Origin of the sequence: Ectobacillus ponti (genome assembly GCF_024294785.1) — a bacterium.
In the GTDB taxonomy this organism is placed as follows: Bacteria; Bacillota; Bacilli; order Bacillales; family Bacillaceae_G; genus Ectobacillus; species Ectobacillus ponti.
This window is the reverse complement of record NZ_JANCLT010000006.1, coordinates 71,579-88,041: the sequence shown is the minus strand read 5'-3', so window position 1 is coordinate 88,041 and position 16,463 is coordinate 71,579. Positions and strand designations below refer to the sequence as shown.

The 16,463-nt window shown below is 51.7% G+C and carries 19 protein-coding genes; 6 read left to right on the top strand and 13 right to left on the bottom strand.

Going from position 1 to position 16,463, the window contains the following annotated elements:
• Positions 1 to 122 precede the first annotated feature (122 nt).
• The 3 genes from NK662_RS12785 to NK662_RS12775 form a co-directional block, all read right to left on the bottom strand.
• The gene (locus NK662_RS12785) at positions 123 to 830 is read right to left on the bottom strand and encodes a FadR/GntR family transcriptional regulator (RefSeq protein ID WP_254759325.1); all 708 of its coding nucleotides are present in this window, start codon (positions 828 to 830) and stop codon (positions 123 to 125) included.
• Positions 831 to 909: 79 nt separating this feature from the next.
• Positions 910 to 1,797 carry an ROK family protein gene (locus NK662_RS12780; protein ID WP_254759324.1) on the bottom strand — a complete coding sequence of 296 codons (888 nt, stop codon included), beginning with the start codon at positions 1,795 to 1,797 and terminating at the stop codon, positions 910 to 912.
• 138 nt (positions 1,798 to 1,935) lie between these two features.
• Positions 1,936 to 2,787: a VOC family protein gene (locus tag NK662_RS12775; protein WP_254759323.1), complete on the bottom strand. Its 852-nt coding sequence runs from the start codon at positions 2,785 to 2,787 to the stop codon at positions 1,936 to 1,938.
• A gap of 172 nt (positions 2,788 to 2,959) precedes the next feature.
• Here NK662_RS12775 and NK662_RS12770 point away from each other — a divergent pair, with 172 nt between their 5' ends.
• Positions 2,960 to 4,006, top strand: coding sequence for a lactonase family protein (locus tag NK662_RS12770; protein WP_254759322.1), 1,047 nt, complete (start codon positions 2,960 to 2,962; stop codon positions 4,004 to 4,006).
• 31 nt (positions 4,007 to 4,037) lie between these two features.
• Here the strand turns inward: NK662_RS12770 and NK662_RS12765 are convergent, their stop codons facing one another.
• Genes NK662_RS12765 through NK662_RS12755 form a run of 3 tightly spaced genes read right to left on the bottom strand, consistent with a single transcriptional unit; the run spans position 4,038 to position 6,433 of the window.
• Positions 4,038 to 4,601, bottom strand: coding sequence for a 5' nucleotidase, NT5C type (locus tag NK662_RS12765; RefSeq protein ID WP_254759321.1), 564 nt, complete (start codon positions 4,599 to 4,601; stop codon positions 4,038 to 4,040).
• Position 4,602: 1 nt separating this feature from the next.
• Positions 4,603 to 5,700: a bifunctional diaminohydroxyphosphoribosylaminopyrimidine deaminase/5-amino-6-(5-phosphoribosylamino)uracil reductase RibD gene (gene ribD / locus NK662_RS12760; protein ID WP_254759320.1), complete on the bottom strand. Its 1,098-nt coding sequence runs from the start codon at positions 5,698 to 5,700 to the stop codon at positions 4,603 to 4,605.
• On the bottom strand, positions 5,693 to 6,433 hold the full coding sequence (locus NK662_RS12755) for a GTP cyclohydrolase II (RefSeq protein ID WP_254759319.1): 741 nt from the start codon (positions 6,431 to 6,433) through the stop codon (positions 5,693 to 5,695). The genes ribD and NK662_RS12755 overlap by 8 nt, the downstream gene beginning before the upstream one ends.
• A gap of 201 nt (positions 6,434 to 6,634) precedes the next feature.
• Here NK662_RS12755 and NK662_RS12750 point away from each other — a divergent pair, with 201 nt between their 5' ends.
• The gene (locus NK662_RS12750; protein WP_254759318.1) at positions 6,635 to 7,489 is read left to right on the top strand and encodes a manganese catalase family protein; all 855 of its coding nucleotides are present in this window, start codon (positions 6,635 to 6,637) and stop codon (positions 7,487 to 7,489) included.
• A 65-nt stretch (positions 7,490 to 7,554) separates the two neighbouring features.
• Here NK662_RS12750 and NK662_RS12745 read toward each other — a convergent pair whose 3' ends face one another.
• The 5 genes from NK662_RS12745 to NK662_RS12725 all read right to left on the bottom strand — a co-directional run bounded on the left by NK662_RS12745 (position 7,555) and on the right by NK662_RS12725 (position 11,002).
• Positions 7,555 to 8,205: a TetR/AcrR family transcriptional regulator gene (locus NK662_RS12745; RefSeq protein WP_254759317.1), complete on the bottom strand. Its 651-nt coding sequence runs from the start codon at positions 8,203 to 8,205 to the stop codon at positions 7,555 to 7,557.
• Between the two features lie 15 nt (positions 8,206 to 8,220).
• Positions 8,221 to 9,279 carry an ABC transporter permease gene (locus tag NK662_RS12740; protein ID WP_254759316.1) on the bottom strand — a complete coding sequence of 353 codons (1,059 nt, stop codon included), beginning with the start codon at positions 9,277 to 9,279 and terminating at the stop codon, positions 8,221 to 8,223.
• On the bottom strand, positions 9,257 to 10,000 hold the full coding sequence (locus tag NK662_RS12735) for an ABC transporter ATP-binding protein (protein WP_254759315.1): 744 nt from the start codon (positions 9,998 to 10,000) through the stop codon (positions 9,257 to 9,259). Before NK662_RS12735 ends, NK662_RS12740 begins: the two co-directional genes overlap by 23 nt.
• 159 nt (positions 10,001 to 10,159) lie before the next feature.
• Entirely contained in the window at positions 10,160 to 10,360 is a 201-nt protein-coding gene (locus tag NK662_RS12730) for a cold-shock protein (protein ID WP_254759314.1), read from the bottom strand.
• A 102-nt stretch (positions 10,361 to 10,462) separates the two neighbouring features.
• Positions 10,463 to 11,002, bottom strand: coding sequence for a DUF1836 domain-containing protein (locus NK662_RS12725; protein ID WP_254759313.1), 540 nt, complete (start codon positions 11,000 to 11,002; stop codon positions 10,463 to 10,465).
• Positions 11,003 to 11,134: 132 nt separating this feature from the next.
• Here NK662_RS12725 and trhA point away from each other — a divergent pair, with 132 nt between their 5' ends.
• A complete protein-coding gene (trhA, locus tag NK662_RS12720; protein ID WP_254759312.1) occupies positions 11,135 to 11,782 on the top strand; it encodes a PAQR family membrane homeostasis protein TrhA in 648 nt (215 codons plus the stop codon).
• A gap of 74 nt (positions 11,783 to 11,856) precedes the next feature.
• Here the strand turns inward: trhA and NK662_RS12715 are convergent, their stop codons facing one another.
• Positions 11,857 to 12,741, bottom strand: coding sequence for a LysR family transcriptional regulator (locus NK662_RS12715; protein ID WP_254759311.1), 885 nt, complete (start codon positions 12,739 to 12,741; stop codon positions 11,857 to 11,859).
• Between the two features lie 132 nt (positions 12,742 to 12,873).
• Here NK662_RS12715 and NK662_RS12710 point away from each other — a divergent pair, with 132 nt between their 5' ends.
• The 3 genes from NK662_RS12710 (at position 12,874) to NK662_RS12700 (ending at position 16,119) form a co-directional block, all read left to right on the top strand.
• Positions 12,874 to 14,136 carry an APC family permease gene (locus NK662_RS12710; RefSeq protein ID WP_254759310.1) on the top strand — a complete coding sequence of 421 codons (1,263 nt, stop codon included), beginning with the start codon at positions 12,874 to 12,876 and terminating at the stop codon, positions 14,134 to 14,136.
• A 158-nt stretch (positions 14,137 to 14,294) separates the two neighbouring features.
• Positions 14,295 to 14,969 (top strand): hypothetical protein, encoded by a 675-nt coding sequence (locus tag NK662_RS12705; protein ID WP_254759309.1) that lies wholly within the window; start codon positions 14,295 to 14,297, stop codon positions 14,967 to 14,969.
• Between the two features lie 205 nt (positions 14,970 to 15,174).
• The gene (locus NK662_RS12700; RefSeq protein WP_254759308.1) at positions 15,175 to 16,119 is read left to right on the top strand and encodes a L,D-transpeptidase family protein; all 945 of its coding nucleotides are present in this window, start codon (positions 15,175 to 15,177) and stop codon (positions 16,117 to 16,119) included.
• Positions 16,120 to 16,208: 89 nt separating this feature from the next.
• Here the strand turns inward: NK662_RS12700 and NK662_RS12695 are convergent, their stop codons facing one another.
• Positions 16,209 to 16,463, bottom strand: coding sequence for a hypothetical protein (locus NK662_RS12695; protein WP_254759307.1), 255 nt, complete (start codon positions 16,461 to 16,463; stop codon positions 16,209 to 16,211).

The following is a 16,463-nucleotide window of genomic DNA, read 5'->3' as shown; positions in this document are numbered from 1 at the left end:
GGGCACGCTTTATAATGCTTCTCTCTCGCATATTATAAAGCCCTTCCCTATAGGCTTCGAAGGTACGGCATCGCCTTGGGACAGGAACGTTCTTCTCTTTCATGCCAGGAAAGAGCTGTCTCTTACGACAGCTCTTTCGAAAAATGGTCCAGCACGCGCTTGACTCCTTCCAGATGCCGCAGCAGCGCTTCTTCTGCCCCTTGCACATCCTGGCGGGCAATGGCCGCAAAGATATCCTGATGCTGCTGCACCAAATCTTCCGCAGTTGCCCGTTCTCCGTGTAAAGCGACGCGCCGTGTTTCATGGACCGCCTCAAGCACCCGGTTCATCAACTCCAGCAGGGTGTTGTTGTGGGCGGCCTTCGCCATAGCCATATGAAACTGCAGGTCAGCCCATTCACTGGCTTTTTCGTCGCCAAGGTGCTGTTGTCCCTCGTCCAGCCATGCTTTCATCACTGCCAAGTCTGCGTCCGTCCGCCGCAGGGCAGCCCCTCTTACTACACCTACCTCCAGCACTTTGCGCACTTCCAGCAAGTCCATCAGGTCCTGATGCTTCATTAGGAGCATCTGATGCAGCGGCATGGCTGCGGCTGCCGGTTCCGGAGCCTTGACAAAGGTTCCTTCGCCCTGGCGAACCTCAATCAAGCCTCTGGCCCGCAGCGCGCTGAGCGCCTCGCGGACCGCCGAACGCCCGACCTGGAACTGTTCCGCAAGCTGCCAGGAGGACGGAAGCTTGTCCCCAGGCTTCAGAGAACCTTCCTGTATCCGTTGATGAATAATATCAAAAATCTGCTCATAAATCTTCTTTGTCTGAATTGATGAATACTCCAATGACACCCCTCCACTTTTGTCCGAATCATAGTATACGTGATAATTGTGAAAAAGCGTACTCATTTATAACCGGCATACTTCAATTATCCTGCGTGCTTGTGCGCTGGAAATGGCAAACCGCCCCCAGAAGCCCGGCATCATTCCGATGCTTGCAGACCTGCAGCGGCACCTGCAGCATCTCCCAATATGGCAGCGCTTCCAATTTTGTGGTAAGCTCCGCTGCAATTTCCTCCCTTGCGCTGACGCCGCCGCCGATTAAAATCTTCTGCGGGTTCAGCGTTGCCGCCAGATTGTAAATCCCGTAGCTCAGGCTGCTGTACCATTGATCGAGAATACGCTTTACCTCTTCGTCACGGTAGGCCTCTGCGAACACATCCGCACCTTCTACCGGAGTTTCAATTCCTTTATATTCCTTATATTTCTTGATCAAAGCAGCAGTAGAAGCATTGTCATGCATGCTGTCTTTATTTGTGTCACTTGCTTGGGTAAACATAAAACCAAATTCGCCGCCCCGGAAGCGGTGGCCATGCACGATTTGGTCATTGACGAAGATGCCCCCGCCAATCCCTGTGCCGATGGTCAGGCAGATGAAATTCCGGCACTCCACTGCATTTCCATTCAATTTCTCAGCCAAAGCGGCACAGTTTCCGTCATTTTCAATCTCAACCCGCAAGGAAGTCCGTTCTACGAGCAATTGCTTCAAATTCTGGCCTTGCAAAGCAGCTACTGCTCCGGCCCACTCTGCATAGCCCGTGTCCACATTAATAAAACCAGGCATGCTGATCGCAATCCCCGCTGCCTCCTCCTGGCCATATTCCTCTATAACCCTGAGCATATCAGCCAGAAATATCTCCAGACTGTCACAGTCAGTCCGGTAGCTTCCTTTATGTATAATGGTGCCATCGGCCAATACCAGTCCATGCTTCACCTTTGTTCCCCCGATATCAAAGGCAATATACTTCTCCATGCAATCCCCTGTCCTCTCATCACATCATCATATCCTTTTACATCTCTATTATAGCTTTTACTGCCAGGTTTCGCTTCATTTTCCTGACTTTCTCCCCCTAAAAAATGAGGATGCCCAAATCAGGCATCCTCCGCAATCCTATACATGCAGCAAAATACGGTTCCCGGCCGGGTCCTCTGTAAAGAAGCGGCCGTTCTCCTCGGTTACCGGGGAACCAATGGCCTGCAGCTGCCGGACAACCTGCTTTCTCATTTCCTCACTCGGAAGCACAAGTGTATACCATTGCAGCCCCGCACTGTTCCGGGCCGGCGCAGGCGCCCCAACTCCATTCCACGTGTTGAGGCCGATATGGTGGTGGTAACGCCCGTAGGAAACAAAGAGCGCCTGGCTGCCATAATGCAGAACGACATCCATGCCAAGACCCTTTGTATAGAACTGTTCCGCTTCTTGCAGGTCAGATACATGAAGATGAATATGCCCCATAATGGTGCTTGCAGGCAGCCCTTCCCATGGCGACTCATCAGCTTCTGCCAGCACACCTTCTGCGTCCATGCCCACTGTTGTCATAAAGACATGGTCGCCTTCCCATTTCCAAGCTTCCGCAGGGCGGTCGACATAGATCTCAATTCCGTTTCCATCCGGATCCCCAAGATAAATGGCCTCGCTCACATGATGATCGGATGCGCCCTGCAGCGGCCAACCCGTATGAAGCAAATGGCGAAGTGCCTTTCCAAGCTCAGCACGGTTCGGCAGCAGCAGAGCAAAGTGGTACAGCCCTGTTGCGCGCGGCTGCTTTGGCAGCACATCCGCCGGCTGTTCCAGGGTAAGAAGCGCTGTTTTTCCATCTGCAGTTAAAGATGCTTCATGATTGGACTGCTCCAAGATGCGCAATCCGATGACTTCCTGATAAAACCGAAGGGAACGCTGCAGATTTTGCACATTAAGACGAGCATGACTGACAAATGCATGTGGATACTGATGAAATTTCATCTGCTTCTCTCCTTTTAAAAAATAAATAAGTTAATTACTTTATGTAAGCTATTATACTTTCTCGAATTATATCTGTCAATCTGATATAGAATTGCAGAAACATGCATTTTCTATGGGGAATATTAGGCTATAATGGAACATGAGAACATTTTCACAAAAGGAGCATCTACCTATGACGCAGAACCTTTTCCACGGCTACATCGGTACCTACACAAAAGGTGACAGTGAAGGCATCTACTCCTTCACCCTCGACACCGCCGCCGGCAAAATCGGCCATGTGCAGACAGCCGCGAAGCTGGACAATCCTACATACCTGACCATCAGCTCTGACAACCGCTATGTGTATGCAGTTGTCAAGCAGGGAGACGAAGGCGGCGTGTCCTCCTACACATTGCAGGATGGCACGCTGACAGCGCTGAACACACAAACCTCAGCCGGTTCCCCGCCTTGCCATATCAGCACTGACAAGGAAAACACAACGGTGGTGACGGCCAACTATCATAAGGGCACTATTGAATCTTATCTTGTCCAGGAGGATGGCTCTGTAAGCCCCGCTGTTTCTGTGATGGAGCACGCCGGCTCCGGACCGGACCCGCGCCAGGAAAAGCCGCATGCCCACTATGCCGGATTCACGCCGGACGGGCAGTATGTGGTCGCGGTTGACCTTGGCACAGATACTGTTTTCTCGTACCGCTCCTATAACGGCAACCTCACAGAGGCGAGCCGATTCTCTGTGAAGCCGGGAAGCGGCCCAAGACATATCGTCTTCCATCCAAACGGCACATATGCATATATCATGACAGAGTTCGGCTCTACCGTAATCGCTGTTTCCTACAATCCGGCTGATGGCAGCTTCACGGAGAAGCAGTACGTTTCCACACTGCCGGCTGATTTTACAGCCAACAACCAAGGAAGCGCCATCCACATCTCTGCCGACGGCCGCTTCGTCTATGCCGGCAACCGCGGACATGACAGCATTGCAGTCTTCAGCGTGAATCAGGACTCTGGTGAACTGACATTCGTGGAGCATGTATCCACAGAAGGCCACTGGCCGCGTGATTTCGTGTTGGACCCTACGGAGCAATTTGTCATTGCGGCGAACCAAGAGTCCAGCAACCTCGTTTTATTCGCGCGTGATGCTGAAACAGGAAAGCTCCGTCTGCTGCAGTCTGATGTGCAGGTGCCAGACCCGGTTTGCGTGAAATTCCTGCATGTATAAGAAAAAGGGAGGCAGCCGCCTCCCTTTTTCTCTACCCTTCCAAGATTCCCTTCAGCTCCGACCAGCAGGTGATGCGCGGAATATGTAGGTGCTGATTGTAGGAATTGCTTTTGGCGTACACCTTCAGCTGCTGATCCATCAATGTTTCCAGCACCCGCGGCTTATCATCAAAGTAATAATCGAGCCCAAGCTGCCCGATAATCTGCAGCTTCTCTTCATCCTTCATGCCGTAATAGAACCGGTCATCACGAACAGGAAAGCCGTTATCCTTCATCCACTGCTTGGTCCGTTCGCCATGTTCCTTCGGGCGCGCAGTGATGTAATAGATTTCATGCCCCTGCTCCTCCAGCTCCCGCAGCACTTCGACCGCATACGGAAACGGGGGACAGTCGGTAAAGTACACCTCTTCCATGGAATCACGCCACATCCGGCCGCCTTCCTCCTTCGTCAGACCGAATGCCTCATGAATCTCCAATGTTTTCAGCCCGTGAAACACATCCAAGCCGACATTTTGGTTCAGCTTCCTATTGTACAAATGAAAGGCATGCTCCCGCAGATTAATCAAGGTATCATCAATATCAAAGCCAAGCTTCATCTTAGGCCTCCCGGTATACAGGATATCCTGTAAATTTGAAGTCTTTGCCGGCCTGCGTCATTGATACATCGGTAAACTCAATTGCATCCTTCATCTTCTCTGCGCCAACGCCCTCCAAAAAGCTTGGCGCCAGTTTGCCGCCGATGGCCTTGGGCGCAATATACAAAACGAGCTTATCAATCAGCCTTTGCTCCAGAAATGCGGCGTTGATTTCACCGCCGCCCTCCAGCAGGACCGAGGAAACAAAGCTCTGCCCCAGAATCTCCATTGCCTCCTGCAGATCTACATGCTGCTCTCCCTTGGTCACAAACACCTTGACACCCGCCGTCTCCAACGCATGCCGCTTGTCTGTATCGTGCCGCTCTGTTGTGAAAACCCAGGTTGGCGCCTGCCCGTCTGTTACCACCTTTGCTGCGAGGGGAATGCGCAGCGTGGAGTCCAGGATAATCCGGATGGGATTGCGCCCGTTTGGAATGCGGGATGTCAGCTCCGGATCATCGTGAATCACCGTGCTGACACCGACCAGAATGCCGCTGTTTTCGTTTCGCATTTCATGCACTTCCCGGCGGGCGGCTTCGGAGGTAATCCATTTGCTGTCGGAGGAGGCTGTCGCGATCTTGCCGTCCAAGGTTACCGCAGATTTCAGGGTGACAAACGGCAGCTTCGAGACAATATATTTATTGAAAACCTCATTCATTCTGCGGGACTCTTCCTCCAGAATGCCTGTTTCCACTTCAATGCCGGCGTTGCGCAAGATTTCAATGCCGCGTCCAGCTACAAGGGGATTCGGGTCCAACGCTGCCACAACCACCTTTTTCAAGCCTGCCTGCACAATGGCCTCCGCGCATGGGCCGGTCCGGCCATGATGCGAGCACGGCTCCAGCGTCACATAGATTGTGCCGCCCCGCGCCTTCTCGCCCGCCATACGGAGCGCATGAATCTCGGCATGCGGCTCCCCCGCTTTCATATGTGCGCCAAACCCGACAATGCGGCTGTCATTCACAATAACAGACCCCACCAGCGGGTTCGGGTCCGTCTGTCCCTTCATCGCACGGGCATTATCCAGCGCCAGGCGCATATAATGCTCATGCTCATTCATCCGGATGGCCTCCCTTTAGGTGGCCGGAGCGCTTGATTTTTGTCTGCAGATATTTCTCGTTGAACTCGGACACGTCGCCCCAAAGCGGCTGGCGTTCAGACACATTCAAGCCTGCCTGCTGCAGCGCCTCCAGCTTGCGCGGGTTATTGGTCATCAACGTTACCGGCTTGGAGCGCAGCGCCTTGAGCACTTCAATGGCATCGTCATAATTACGGGCATCATCGACAAAGCCGAGCGCCAGATTTGCCTCCACTGTATCCAGACCATTCTCCTGCAGCACATAGGCCAGCGCCTTGCTGAACAAGCCGATGCCGCGCCCTTCATGGTTGGCGAGATAGAACAGCGCCCCTGTGCCAAACTCGGTAATAAGCTGCATGGACTTTTTCAGCTGATAGCCGCAGTCGCAGCGCTTGCTGCCGAAAATATCACCTGTGTGGCAGATGCTGTGCATACGGATAATGGCTTCCTCCGCATTCTCGAAATCACCGTAGACAAGCACACTGGACTGCTGCATTTCAGCCAGGTTGACCGAGGACAGCTTTTCCACGATACGCTCCACATCCTCCGTCACTTCACCGCATTCGAGCCAGCAGTACCACTGAAAAATCTTTGTTTCGCCGTATAGATTAACCGGCAGCTTGACCGGGCCGACCAAATAAATGGCCTGATCCTCCTTTGGGCGAATGAGCTGTATTTTATCCTTTAATATGCCAATGGCATTTGCTGTCAGCATGAAACCTCTCCTTTTCATCATTTCTGCTTATGCTGTTAGTATCAGCATGCATAATCATCTCATGTATCATGCTAGAGGAACTTCTATCCACTTGTCAAAGGACAAGGTTTTGTAAGGAATTCCCGACGCTTGAATCGGAGGAAAAGGCGAACACTATAAGAGGTATTCCATACCATCATTATCAGAAAAGAGGGATAGCCTATGTACTATTACAAAGAAGAGCTCATTAACATAATTGTACCGGACAAGCCGGACCCGGCGGCAGCCAAGGTACTGCAGGAAGCGCTCGGCGGCCAGTTCGGCGAAATGCGCACACTGATGCAATTCTCCTTCCAAAGCGCCAACTTCCGCGGAAAAGCCAAGCAATACCGCGACTTGATCCGCGGCGTTTTCCTGGAGGAGCTGAGCCATGTTGAATTGGTCCAAACAACGATCAATCAGCTGCTGAATGAGTCCGGCGGCGAAATGCCGGGGAATATGGCAGCCGATGGCGCACCGCTTGATGATGTGGTAAAACACGCCAATCCGCACCATTATATTATCGGCGCGAAGGCTTCCCTGCCGGTTGATGCCGGCGGCAACCCTTGGAACGGCTCTTGGGTATACGACCACGGCAATCTCGTGGCGAACCTGCTGAACAACGTCATGCTGGAGTCTACCGGCGTACTGCAAAAGTCCCGTATTTACGAAATGAGCTCCAACAAAACACTCCGCGAAACCATCGCCTTCCTGATGGTGCGCGACAATGCCCACCAGAATGCCTTTGCGAAGGCGCTGGAAACTCTGGGCGTTCAATGGGGCAAGCTGTTCCCTGTGCCAAACTATGATTTGAACAAATATCCGGAATGCCGCAAGTATGTGGAAATGGGCTTCCATAATACGCAGTTCAACTTCCGCCTGGACCCGACCCGCATTGGCGAGATTTACAGCGGCACAACACCAAGCCGCAACGGGGGCGAACTCATGGTTACAGAGCCTCCGCAGGGATATCCAGTACCGGAGCTGCCTGATATGCCGAACGAGCATGCATCCGGCATGTGGGATTTGAACGCCTAAAGCAAGATTCCCCGGCTTATGCAGCCGGGGAATTTGCGTATCATCATTCAATCTGGACAGACTGCTTACCCGCCAATTCCACGCAGGATAAAGCCAACCATCCGATCAGCCTCCGCTTCATGGTTCAGCGGCTGCCCCGGAAGCAGGGCAAACCGGGAGAAAAAATAACCGAACAGATATGTTCCCGCCAGCTCCACGATTGCTTCAGCCGGTATATCTGCCACTTCGCCGCGCTCCCGATACACCTCAATGACAGTATACAAATGCTTCAGGACGCGCTTCTGGAACATCCCGAAGAACTGCTGGCGAAGGTCATCCCGATGCAGCAGTTCCATCACCAAAATCTTAAAGATTTCACGGTTTGCTTCCAGGAATGCCAAACGATTTATAATGAGTGCCCGAAGGAAGGATGCAAGGCTGTCGTGCGGCGGAATCAGCACATCATGCACCAGTTCGTCAGCAATAACAGGCGCTGCTTCCATTAGGAAAGGCACCAGCACGGCAAGCAGCAGATTCTCCTTTGTGCCATAATGCCGGAAAATCGTTCCCTCTGCCACGCCGGCCGCTTTTGCAATCTCGCTGGTGGAGGCTGCCGCATAGCCTTTCTCCGCGAAAATCCGGACAGCCGCATCAAGAATCTGCTGCTGCTTATCCGTCTGCTTCCCCTTTACCTGCAGCCGGGCAAGTGCAGCTTCAATTAGATTATGGGATGACACAGGCCCTGCCCCTTCCTATAGCTTGCGATATTTTTTCAGGGCGACGATATTCAGGATCATAAAGAGCAGTGCGAACCCTGCCAGCACCAGCAAATTGCCCGATACATCCGCCAGCCCCATTCCCTTGTACATGACATCCTTCAATGCCTCAGCACCGTAGTACATCGGCATAATTTTCGCGATTGCCTGCAGCCAAACCGGCATCCCCTCCAACGGAAAAATCCCGGTAAAAAAGACCTGGGGAATAATCACGAGCGGAATGAACTGAATCATTTGGAATTCGGAAGCGGCAAAGGCCGACAAGAGAATTCCGAGCGACAAAGCCACCAAGGCCAGCAGCAGATTGATTGCGATCACACTCCAAATGGACCCGACCAAAATAATGCCCAGCACATTCACGGCATACAGGACGACAATTGTTGTTTGCAGAACCGCCAACGCACCGTACCCAATCAGATATCCGGCAACAATTTCCCAGCGGCGGACCGGCGTCGACAGAAGGCGCTCCAGCGTTCCGGTGACCCGCTCCCGCAGCAGGCCGATGCCTGAAATCAAGAAAACGAAAAAGAAGACAAAGAAGCCGACCAGAATCGGGCTGAACACATCAAAGAAAGAGGTATCCTTGTTGCCGTATACATACTCCACTCCCATTTGCGGCGGCTGCGGCACAGCCTGCTTCATTTTTGCCGCCTGCACCTGCTGCATATAGGCGGCCAGAATCTGCTGCGTCTTCATCTGCAGCTGCTTGCTCTTGGTCGGGTCTGTATTATACAGGGTCAGCTCTGTTTTGCCGTTTTCTATTTTCAGCAAGCCATCCAGCTTCTCTTCCTTCAAGATGTCGTTGCTGCTTTTCTCAGTGTTGTAAGTTGTAACGTCCAAATCAGCAGCCTTCAGCTTTTCCACCAGAGCACTGTCTGCCCCCACTACACCAAGCTTCGGGTCCACCGCGCTGCTGTTGAACAGAAAGTGCATGAGAGTGAGCACAAGCAAGGGCGCCAAAAACAGCAGCGCCAGCGTCCGCTTATCCCGCCCGATTTGCCGCCAAATTCGTTTAATGAGCGCCGCTGTCCGCATGCTTGCCGCCTCCCGCCATCAGAAATACCTGCTCCAGTTCTCCTACGCCATACCGCTCCTTCAGCTCCTGCGGTGTGCCGCTCGTCAGGATGCTGCCGTCCCGGACCATGGCCAGACGGTCGCATTTTTCCGCCTCATCCATAACATGTGTCGTCACCAAAATTGTTTTCCCTTCCTCACTCCTCAGCCGCTTCAGCTCCTCCCAAATGGAGAGCCGCAGCTCCGGGTCAATGCCGACAGTCGGCTCATCGAGCACGAGCACACTCGGATTTTGAATGAGTGCGATTGCCAGGGAGAGACGGCGCTTCATGCCGCCGGAGTAAGCTGAGACCCGCTTGCCAAGGTCCTCTTTCAGATTGACCAACCCGGCTGCATACGAAATCCGTTCCTTCTGCGCAGCCCTGTTCAACCCGAACAAAGCGGCAAAGAAGGCCAAATTTTCCCGGCCGGTCAGCTCCGGATATAAGGCATCTGATTGTGCCATATAGCCGATTTCCTGCAGCAGCCCCAAATCCGGGACTGAGGTGCCGCGCACCTCCACCGCGCCTTGTGTCGGCCGGTCCATGCCGACAATCAGCTTGACAAGAGTGGTCTTCCCGGAGCCGGACGGCCCAATCAGCCCATAAATTTGGCCCTCCTCCACCGTCAGATCCACATGGTTCAGTACTTCCTTCTTCCCAAAGTGCTTGCTTACCCGCTTGACTGCAATTGCCGCTTTCATCCTCTCAGCTCCTCACAAGTGAGTGATTACTCACTTTATACTATACAGGATATAGTTCATATAAACAGATCTTTCATTGAACACTTTTTTACATGTCGCGACCGCTTTCGGCAAATAAAAAAACAGACCCTGTATCGGGTCTGTCTGACATGTCGACAATTATACTTTTTGCACGTTTGTCGCTTGTGGTCCACGCTGGCCATTTTCGATGTCGAAAGTAACCTCCTGGCCTTCTTCGAGTGACTTGTAGCCTTCGCCCTGAATCGCGGAGAAATGAACAAACACATCCTCGCCGCCTTCACGCTCGATGAATCCAAAACCCTTTTCGCTGTTGAACCACTTTACTTTACCACGTTCCATTGTTGTTGCCTCCTAGCATGTAACAAGTACATAAAATTGCAATTTTCATCTTGCGTACTTATTATGACCCGCCCATTCTGTATTTAAACCTGTCAGCAAAAATTATTTTTGCTCCAGCCGATCCACCAGCTTTTCCGCAGCCCGGCGGTACAGATTGCTCATATGAACAAGTGAGGCGGTCAGCAGCACCTCCGGCAGCTGTTGTTGCTCTGCCGCCGCGGCGCGCACCTGCAGATCCTCTTTGAATGCCGCTGCATTTTGGGCAGCCAGCTGCAGATAGCCGCCGTATACTTCTTCCAGGTCAATTTCGTTCTCCGTCACTTTTTCATTCATGGGGCTCAGCAGCGCCTTAATATCATTGATGGACAGAGCTCCCTTCAGCTGGTAAATCAAGCTGATCAGAATTAAATGCTCTTTGGTGTACTTTTTATTTCTAATCGGAAAAAACAGCTTTCCCTTTGCGTAGTTATTGATCATCGTTTTCGTTAAAATTTTTTCCTCGCCGGTCCGTTTGGCATCCTTGAATTTGTTCTCAAACAGCTGAATGACTTGATCCATATACAAATCCAAATTCGGGATATCCTCCAGCTCCAGCTGACTGTCGACGTCCAATTCTCTCATGATTTTCTCAATCTCGCCCACATTAAAACCCCTGTTTTCAAATTTTGTTCACATGCTGATCGTATCATAGACTGTAATGATTGACTACTGCACAGAATACATATATCATTATAAGTAGTAACAAAAACTACATAAGGTGATGGAGGTCTTTTTATGAATCAATATATTCGCGAGCCAATCAATGGACTGACGCACTTGGCCGGCGCCATTCTTTCCTTTGCGGCGTTGTTGGCCATGGTAATCAAAGCTGCCATGACTACACCGTCGGCTATTGCCATTGCAGCTGTCACTGTATTTGGCATCAGTATGATTCTGCTGTATGCGGCATCCGCCACCTACCATATGGTGATTGCCCGGGATAAAGTGATTGCTTTCTTAAGAAGACTCGATCACTCCATGATTTTCATCTTGATTGCCGGCTCTTATGCTCCCTTCTGCCTGATCAGCCTGAACGGGCTGACAGGCTGGACACTTTTCTCGGTGATTGCTTGTACAGCCATATTCGGAGTTGTCTTTAAAATGGTATGGTTTAACTGTCCCCGTTGGCTGTCCACTGTCCTTTATATTCTGATGGGATGGATGATTGTATTTGCGGCAGGCCCGCTTGCAAAGGCACTGGCCGGCGGCGGCTTATTCCTTCTTATACTGGGCGGCATCTTCTATACCATCGGCGGTGTCATCTATGCGGTGAAGCCAAAGTTCCTTGAATTTAAGCACATGGGCTTCCATGAGATTTTTCATATTTTTATTCTGCTTGGCACGCTGGCCCACTTCTTGAGTGTATTCCTGTTCGTGCTGTAAGTGAGAACAGGGGATGATTCCGAAGGTGCGCCTTTCATCGCGCCTCCGGGATCATCCCCTTCACTCTTCCTGCTTCAAGTCCACCCCTTCGCCTGCTCCCTTGTCATCTCCAGAAACACCCGCGCTGCCTGTGAGAGCCACCTTTGCTTATGATAGGACACGAGTGTTGATGTGCTGCCAAGTGCATTATCCCACGGAATGCCGCGCAATTTGCCTGCTTCCAGCTCGTTCCGTACGGTCATAAGCGGCAGCATGGCAACACCCAAACCGCAGATCACACATTGCTTGATGGCCTCGATGCTCCAAAACTCCATGCCGTTGTCTGTGCGGATGCCCTTCTGGCGCAAAAAGGCTTCAAAGTAATCCCGGTAGCCGCCCCGTTCCGTAAATAATACATGGTCCTGTGGAGACAGCTGCAGTTCCCCCAACGCTCCCGCCGGATGCTCCGGCGGAAGAATAATGACAAACGGCTCTATGAGAAGCTGCTCTGTATGAACAGCCGTGTTGGTCAAGGATGCCTGCAAGGCAAAGGCAATATCCAAATCCCCTCTGCGCAAGTCCTCCTGCAGCGTCCAGCAGGAGGCTGTCTTCATTATAATTTTGACCTTTGGATATTGACGCCGGAAGGCTTGGATAATGGAGGGCAGCCGGTACACTGTCAAGGATTCCGGCGCGCCGATCCGCAGCTCTCCCTGCGGCTGATCCTGCAGCCTGGAAATGTCCTTTGCCTTCTCGTACAGCTGAATCATTTCCGCAGCATGCGGCAGCAGATGCTTTCCTGCTTCCGTCAGCAGCACTTTCTTCCCGACCCGGTCAAATACAGGCATTCCAATTTCCTGCTCCAGCGCTTGAATGTGTGCGGTCACTGTTGATTGGGCATAGCCCAACTGCTCGGCAGCTTTTGTAAATCCTCCCGCTTCCACTATTGTCTTGAAGGTAACCAGCTGTCTGATTTCCATCTCTCTGCCCCCATTATCACTTTTTCCGATCGCTTACATCAAAAACATTCATTTTACTGATGGAAGATACATGAATATACTCAAGATAAAGGAAAGTACCTTTTCCTTCAAGTATATATTGGGGTGAAGTAAATGAAACGAAAACAAATCGGTCCCATTGCTTTAAGTGGTCTCATGATTGGTCCTATTCTTGGGTCAGGTATTATCATTCTGCCGCCGGCCGTATATGAGGCTGCCGGCGAATATGCGATTGCCGCCTGGCTCATTATTCTCGGTCTCAGCTATTTGTTTGCCCGCCTGTTCGGGCAACTGACCATGCAATTCCCCGGTGACTCCGGTATTTCGCTTGTTGTGGAGCGGGCCTTTGGGCGCTCCATCAAAAATCTGTCAGCTCTATATTTTATCCTTGCGGTTTGCTTCGGTCCCGTCGCAGTGCTCGGCACAGCCGGGAGCTATCTGCAGCTTTTGCTGGGGCAAGAGCTTATACGCCCGGAATGGCTGACACTGGCCCTCCTTCTTTTTACCTATGCAGTGCTGACCCGGGAAATTGCCGCAGTCGGAAAAATTGCCTTCATCATGTCCAGCCTGGCAGTCATTATACTGCTTATAGGCAGTGCGGCCACATTGCTGCAGGCAAAGCCTGATTTGCATCTGGACACCCCATTTCAAGCAAAAGCCTTCGGATACAGCCTGCTGCTGTTGTTTTGGGCCTTGATTGGCTGGGAGGTGATCGGCAGCTATTCCTCCGATATCCGGGATATGAAGCGCACCATTCCGCGTGCCATCCTGCTGAGCTTCTCAGTAATTGCCGCTGTCAGCATAGCTGTTGCACTCGCCTTTCAATGGTCACCGCATTCTGATGCTCAATCGTATTCACTTGCTGTCATTTTGCAGGCAGCCTTTGGCCGGCTTGCCGTTCCCTTCATTTCAGGAATCACCATTATTCTGTGTATTTGCACGGTTCTGCTTGTCATTGGAGCTGTAGCCCGCCTAATCAGTGATCAGGCACAAAGTGGAGCCCTGCCTGTTTGGCTGGCCGCGAGAAATCAAGAGCACGTGCCGGTCCGGGCTTTCCTGCTCATGTTTCTCCTTCATACTGCCGTCTTTGTTCTCCTGTATTTGCAGGTTGTTGCCATTCATCAGCTCGTAGCCATTGCCAATGCCTTTTTCCTTTGCAATGCCCTGCTTGGCACATTGGCTTCCATTTCCGTGCTTCCTTCACGTCCCATGAAAGCAGCCGGCATTCTTCTCTCACTTTGCTTCTTCGCTATTCTGCTGTTTTCTTCTTACTGGATGCTGATGATCGTATTCGCTCTGGCGGGCGGTTTCGCCTACCTGCAATATAAAGAGCATATGCGGCAGGCTTGCCGCCATACAGACCCCCCCTTCAACTGAAGGGGGTTTGCCCTTATCTTCTTCCTGGCCTTCGTTCAAAATTAAATCCATGTATACGGATTTGGTATTATTCGTGGATGTTTTCTGACAATTTAATTACACTTACTATAGATGATATAACGTGTTTTCTTTATATCCCGAGAAAGGGGGATAACACCTTGAAGCAACTGCTCTGGAATCGAATGGATTTAAGGCGATTTTTGCTTGTCAATCAGGAAACCGTTCAAGCGGAGAAGACAGCTCTTTCTCATTATACCGTCCGTGCAAAATTTCTGGCCATTGCCGGCTCACGTGTTGAAGCACTGCAGCTTTTTCAAAAACGGGTTCGTGATTTTGCCTCACTTGAAGTAATCGACTCTTACCGCTTTTTTGACTATAACCTGTATATTGTTTCCGTCATTTCTTTACAGGAGGATGCCAAACAGGTACAGAAGAAGCTGCTGCCCTCACTTGACATTTATGCCTTGGATGGCGCCATTACCTTCCTGCGCAGGAACAGACAGCACTTGGATTTATATATTAAGCAGCTGGAACGGGAAAGAGTCCTTTTTACGATGTTTCCTGATGTCCCCACTGAACTTATTCTTTGGATTCAATCCCATATGGCGGCTCCTGAAATGGATAAGCAAAGGATGTACATGGCAACAGGAGCCGGCGGGCAGCGGCAATGCTTGCTGGCTGCCAATGCACAAGGTGTTCTGCATGACCTGCAGAAGCTTTATCCGGATGCTGTTGATTGGTCACAGAAGCAGCTGGCAGAGCAATACTGGACGATTACAGTCATTGGTGAGGAAACGGACAACGGCCTGCAAATACACACCCAGCAGCGCTGACATATTGAACGATGAAAAGAACCCGCGTGTGGGTTCTTTTCACATTCAGCATACGTAAGAAAAGGAGAAGCCTATGCCGGCATCCGCAAGAACACAAAAGCCCCCTCTGCTGCAAAGAATATATATCCTGATAAGAAGAAATGTCCGAAAGTACTATCCAAAAGCAGAACATCCGCAGAAGCAAAGCCGCAAGGGAAAATCCATTGTGTTTGCTCTGCTTTTTCTGCTGCCTCAGCTGTTGGCGCCGGCAGCCTTAAATGACAGCTCCATTCTCCGATTTGCGTCAAGAACCGGACAGCAGTCATCCAGTATAGAAGCTGCCGCTGAACAGCCGGGTAGAAAGGAGCTGGCCATCATGCGCACCGCCATCTATCAGTTTGCCATTGCAGAAGGCAGGTTTCCGGAGAGCTTGGCCGAACTCACCTCGCCGTTTCCGGCAAACTATCTGTCCTTCCTCTTCCCGGAGCCGATTTCAGGCAGCCGTCAAGTGGTTTCCCGCTACGATGGCAAGGGCGGCTGGGTATATCAAAAACCAGAAAAGCTTGATCCGGATGACCTGCAAAAGCAGGTGGAAGCTGCACTCTCTCCAAATGTACCGGGCTCTCCGTCATACGGGTTTCAGCCTGTCCACCTCGTTGTGTCCAAGGAGAAGCACACCATCAGTATGCTGTCCGGTGAGGAAACGCTCGCTTCCTTTCCGGTCGGGCTGGGACAGAAAACACCTGCGGGAACCTTCTTTGTGAACAGACGGGTTGCAGAGCCAAAGTCCCGCGTCCCCAAGGTATATGGAACGCGGGGGATGGAGCTCTCCGACCCGGTCTACGCCATTCACGGGACATATGACACGGGCAGCATCGGGCAAAACAAGTCAAAAGGCTGTATCCGCCTGGGTGTTGCCGATATGGAAGAGCTGTATGCCATGACGCCATTGCATACCCCGGTTACCATTGTTTCCGGTGATCCATTGCAGGCTGACGTTGCACCGGATTCGCAGGTGCTGCAATATCAGCAGAAACAAAAACAAAGAGAACAAGGAACACCATTGAGCAAGGTAACGCCGCAGGCAGCTCAGCAAAGAGCACAGCGGCAGCCGGGAGCACCCGGTTCCTTCGAGCAGGACCCGCAAACCATCTATCACTGGGCCCATTAGCTTCTAAGCATGGACGCTGCCCACAAAAACAGATAATAACAAGAAACTCCCCGTCTGCCGAGAGACGGGGAGCTTCAGTTTTCCACTGGTTAAGCTCTTGCTGTTTTACAGTCCGGGCAAGCTGTTGCCGCCGAGTCGTACTGTGTGCCGCAGCTTCGGCAAAACACAACTCCCGACCCTGCAGAGGCGCTTGCTGCTTGTAACGCGCCAGCCTGCAAAGAGGCTGCTTTTTCTGTCTGTACCTTTACCCTGCGCCACAGCACAAGGACAAGAATCAGTGTAATTACGCTTACAGCCAAAGAAGAGGCTGCAAGTACTGCGACGAGTGTTGCTTCTCCAAACAT

What these genes read in the sequence shown, in the direction of transcription:
- NK662_RS12735 (WP_254759315.1), bottom strand. Translation starts at nt 10,000, where the DNA reads ATGAAAGCGGCAATTGCAGTCAAGCGGGTAAGCAAGCACTTTGGGAAG.
- NK662_RS12715 (WP_254759311.1), bottom strand. Translation starts at nt 12,741, where the DNA reads ATGGAAATCAGACAGCTGGTTACCTTCAAGACAATAGTGGAAGCGGGA.
- NK662_RS12740 (WP_254759316.1), bottom strand. Translation starts at nt 9,279, where the DNA reads ATGCGGACAGCGGCGCTCATTAAACGAATTTGGCGGCAAATCGGGCGG.
- NK662_RS12755 (WP_254759319.1), bottom strand. Translation starts at nt 6,433, where the DNA reads ATGCTGACAGCAAATGCCATTGGCATATTAAAGGATAAAATACAGCTC.
- ribD (WP_254759320.1), bottom strand. Translation starts at nt 5,700, where the DNA reads ATGAATGAGCATGAGCATTATATGCGCCTGGCGCTGGATAATGCCCGT.
- NK662_RS12775 (WP_254759323.1), bottom strand. Translation starts at nt 2,787, where the DNA reads ATGAAATTTCATCAGTATCCACATGCATTTGTCAGTCATGCTCGTCTT.
- NK662_RS12770 (WP_254759322.1), top strand. Translation starts at nt 2,960, where the DNA reads ATGACGCAGAACCTTTTCCACGGCTACATCGGTACCTACACAAAAGGT.
- NK662_RS12730 (WP_254759314.1), bottom strand. Translation starts at nt 10,360, where the DNA reads ATGGAACGTGGTAAAGTAAAGTGGTTCAACAGCGAAAAGGGTTTTGGA.
- NK662_RS12780 (WP_254759324.1), bottom strand. Translation starts at nt 1,797, where the DNA reads ATGGAGAAGTATATTGCCTTTGATATCGGGGGAACAAAGGTGAAGCAT.
- trhA (WP_254759312.1), top strand. Translation starts at nt 11,135, where the DNA reads ATGAATCAATATATTCGCGAGCCAATCAATGGACTGACGCACTTGGCC.
- NK662_RS12695 (WP_254759307.1), bottom strand. Translation starts at nt 16,463, where the DNA reads ATGTTTGGAGAAGCAACACTCGTCGCAGTACTTGCAGCCTCTTCTTTG.
- NK662_RS12710 (WP_254759310.1), top strand. Translation starts at nt 12,874, where the DNA reads ATGAAACGAAAACAAATCGGTCCCATTGCTTTAAGTGGTCTCATGATT.
- NK662_RS12750 (WP_254759318.1), top strand. Translation starts at nt 6,635, where the DNA reads ATGTACTATTACAAAGAAGAGCTCATTAACATAATTGTACCGGACAAG.
- NK662_RS12765 (WP_254759321.1), bottom strand. Translation starts at nt 4,601, where the DNA reads ATGAAGCTTGGCTTTGATATTGATGATACCTTGATTAATCTGCGGGAG.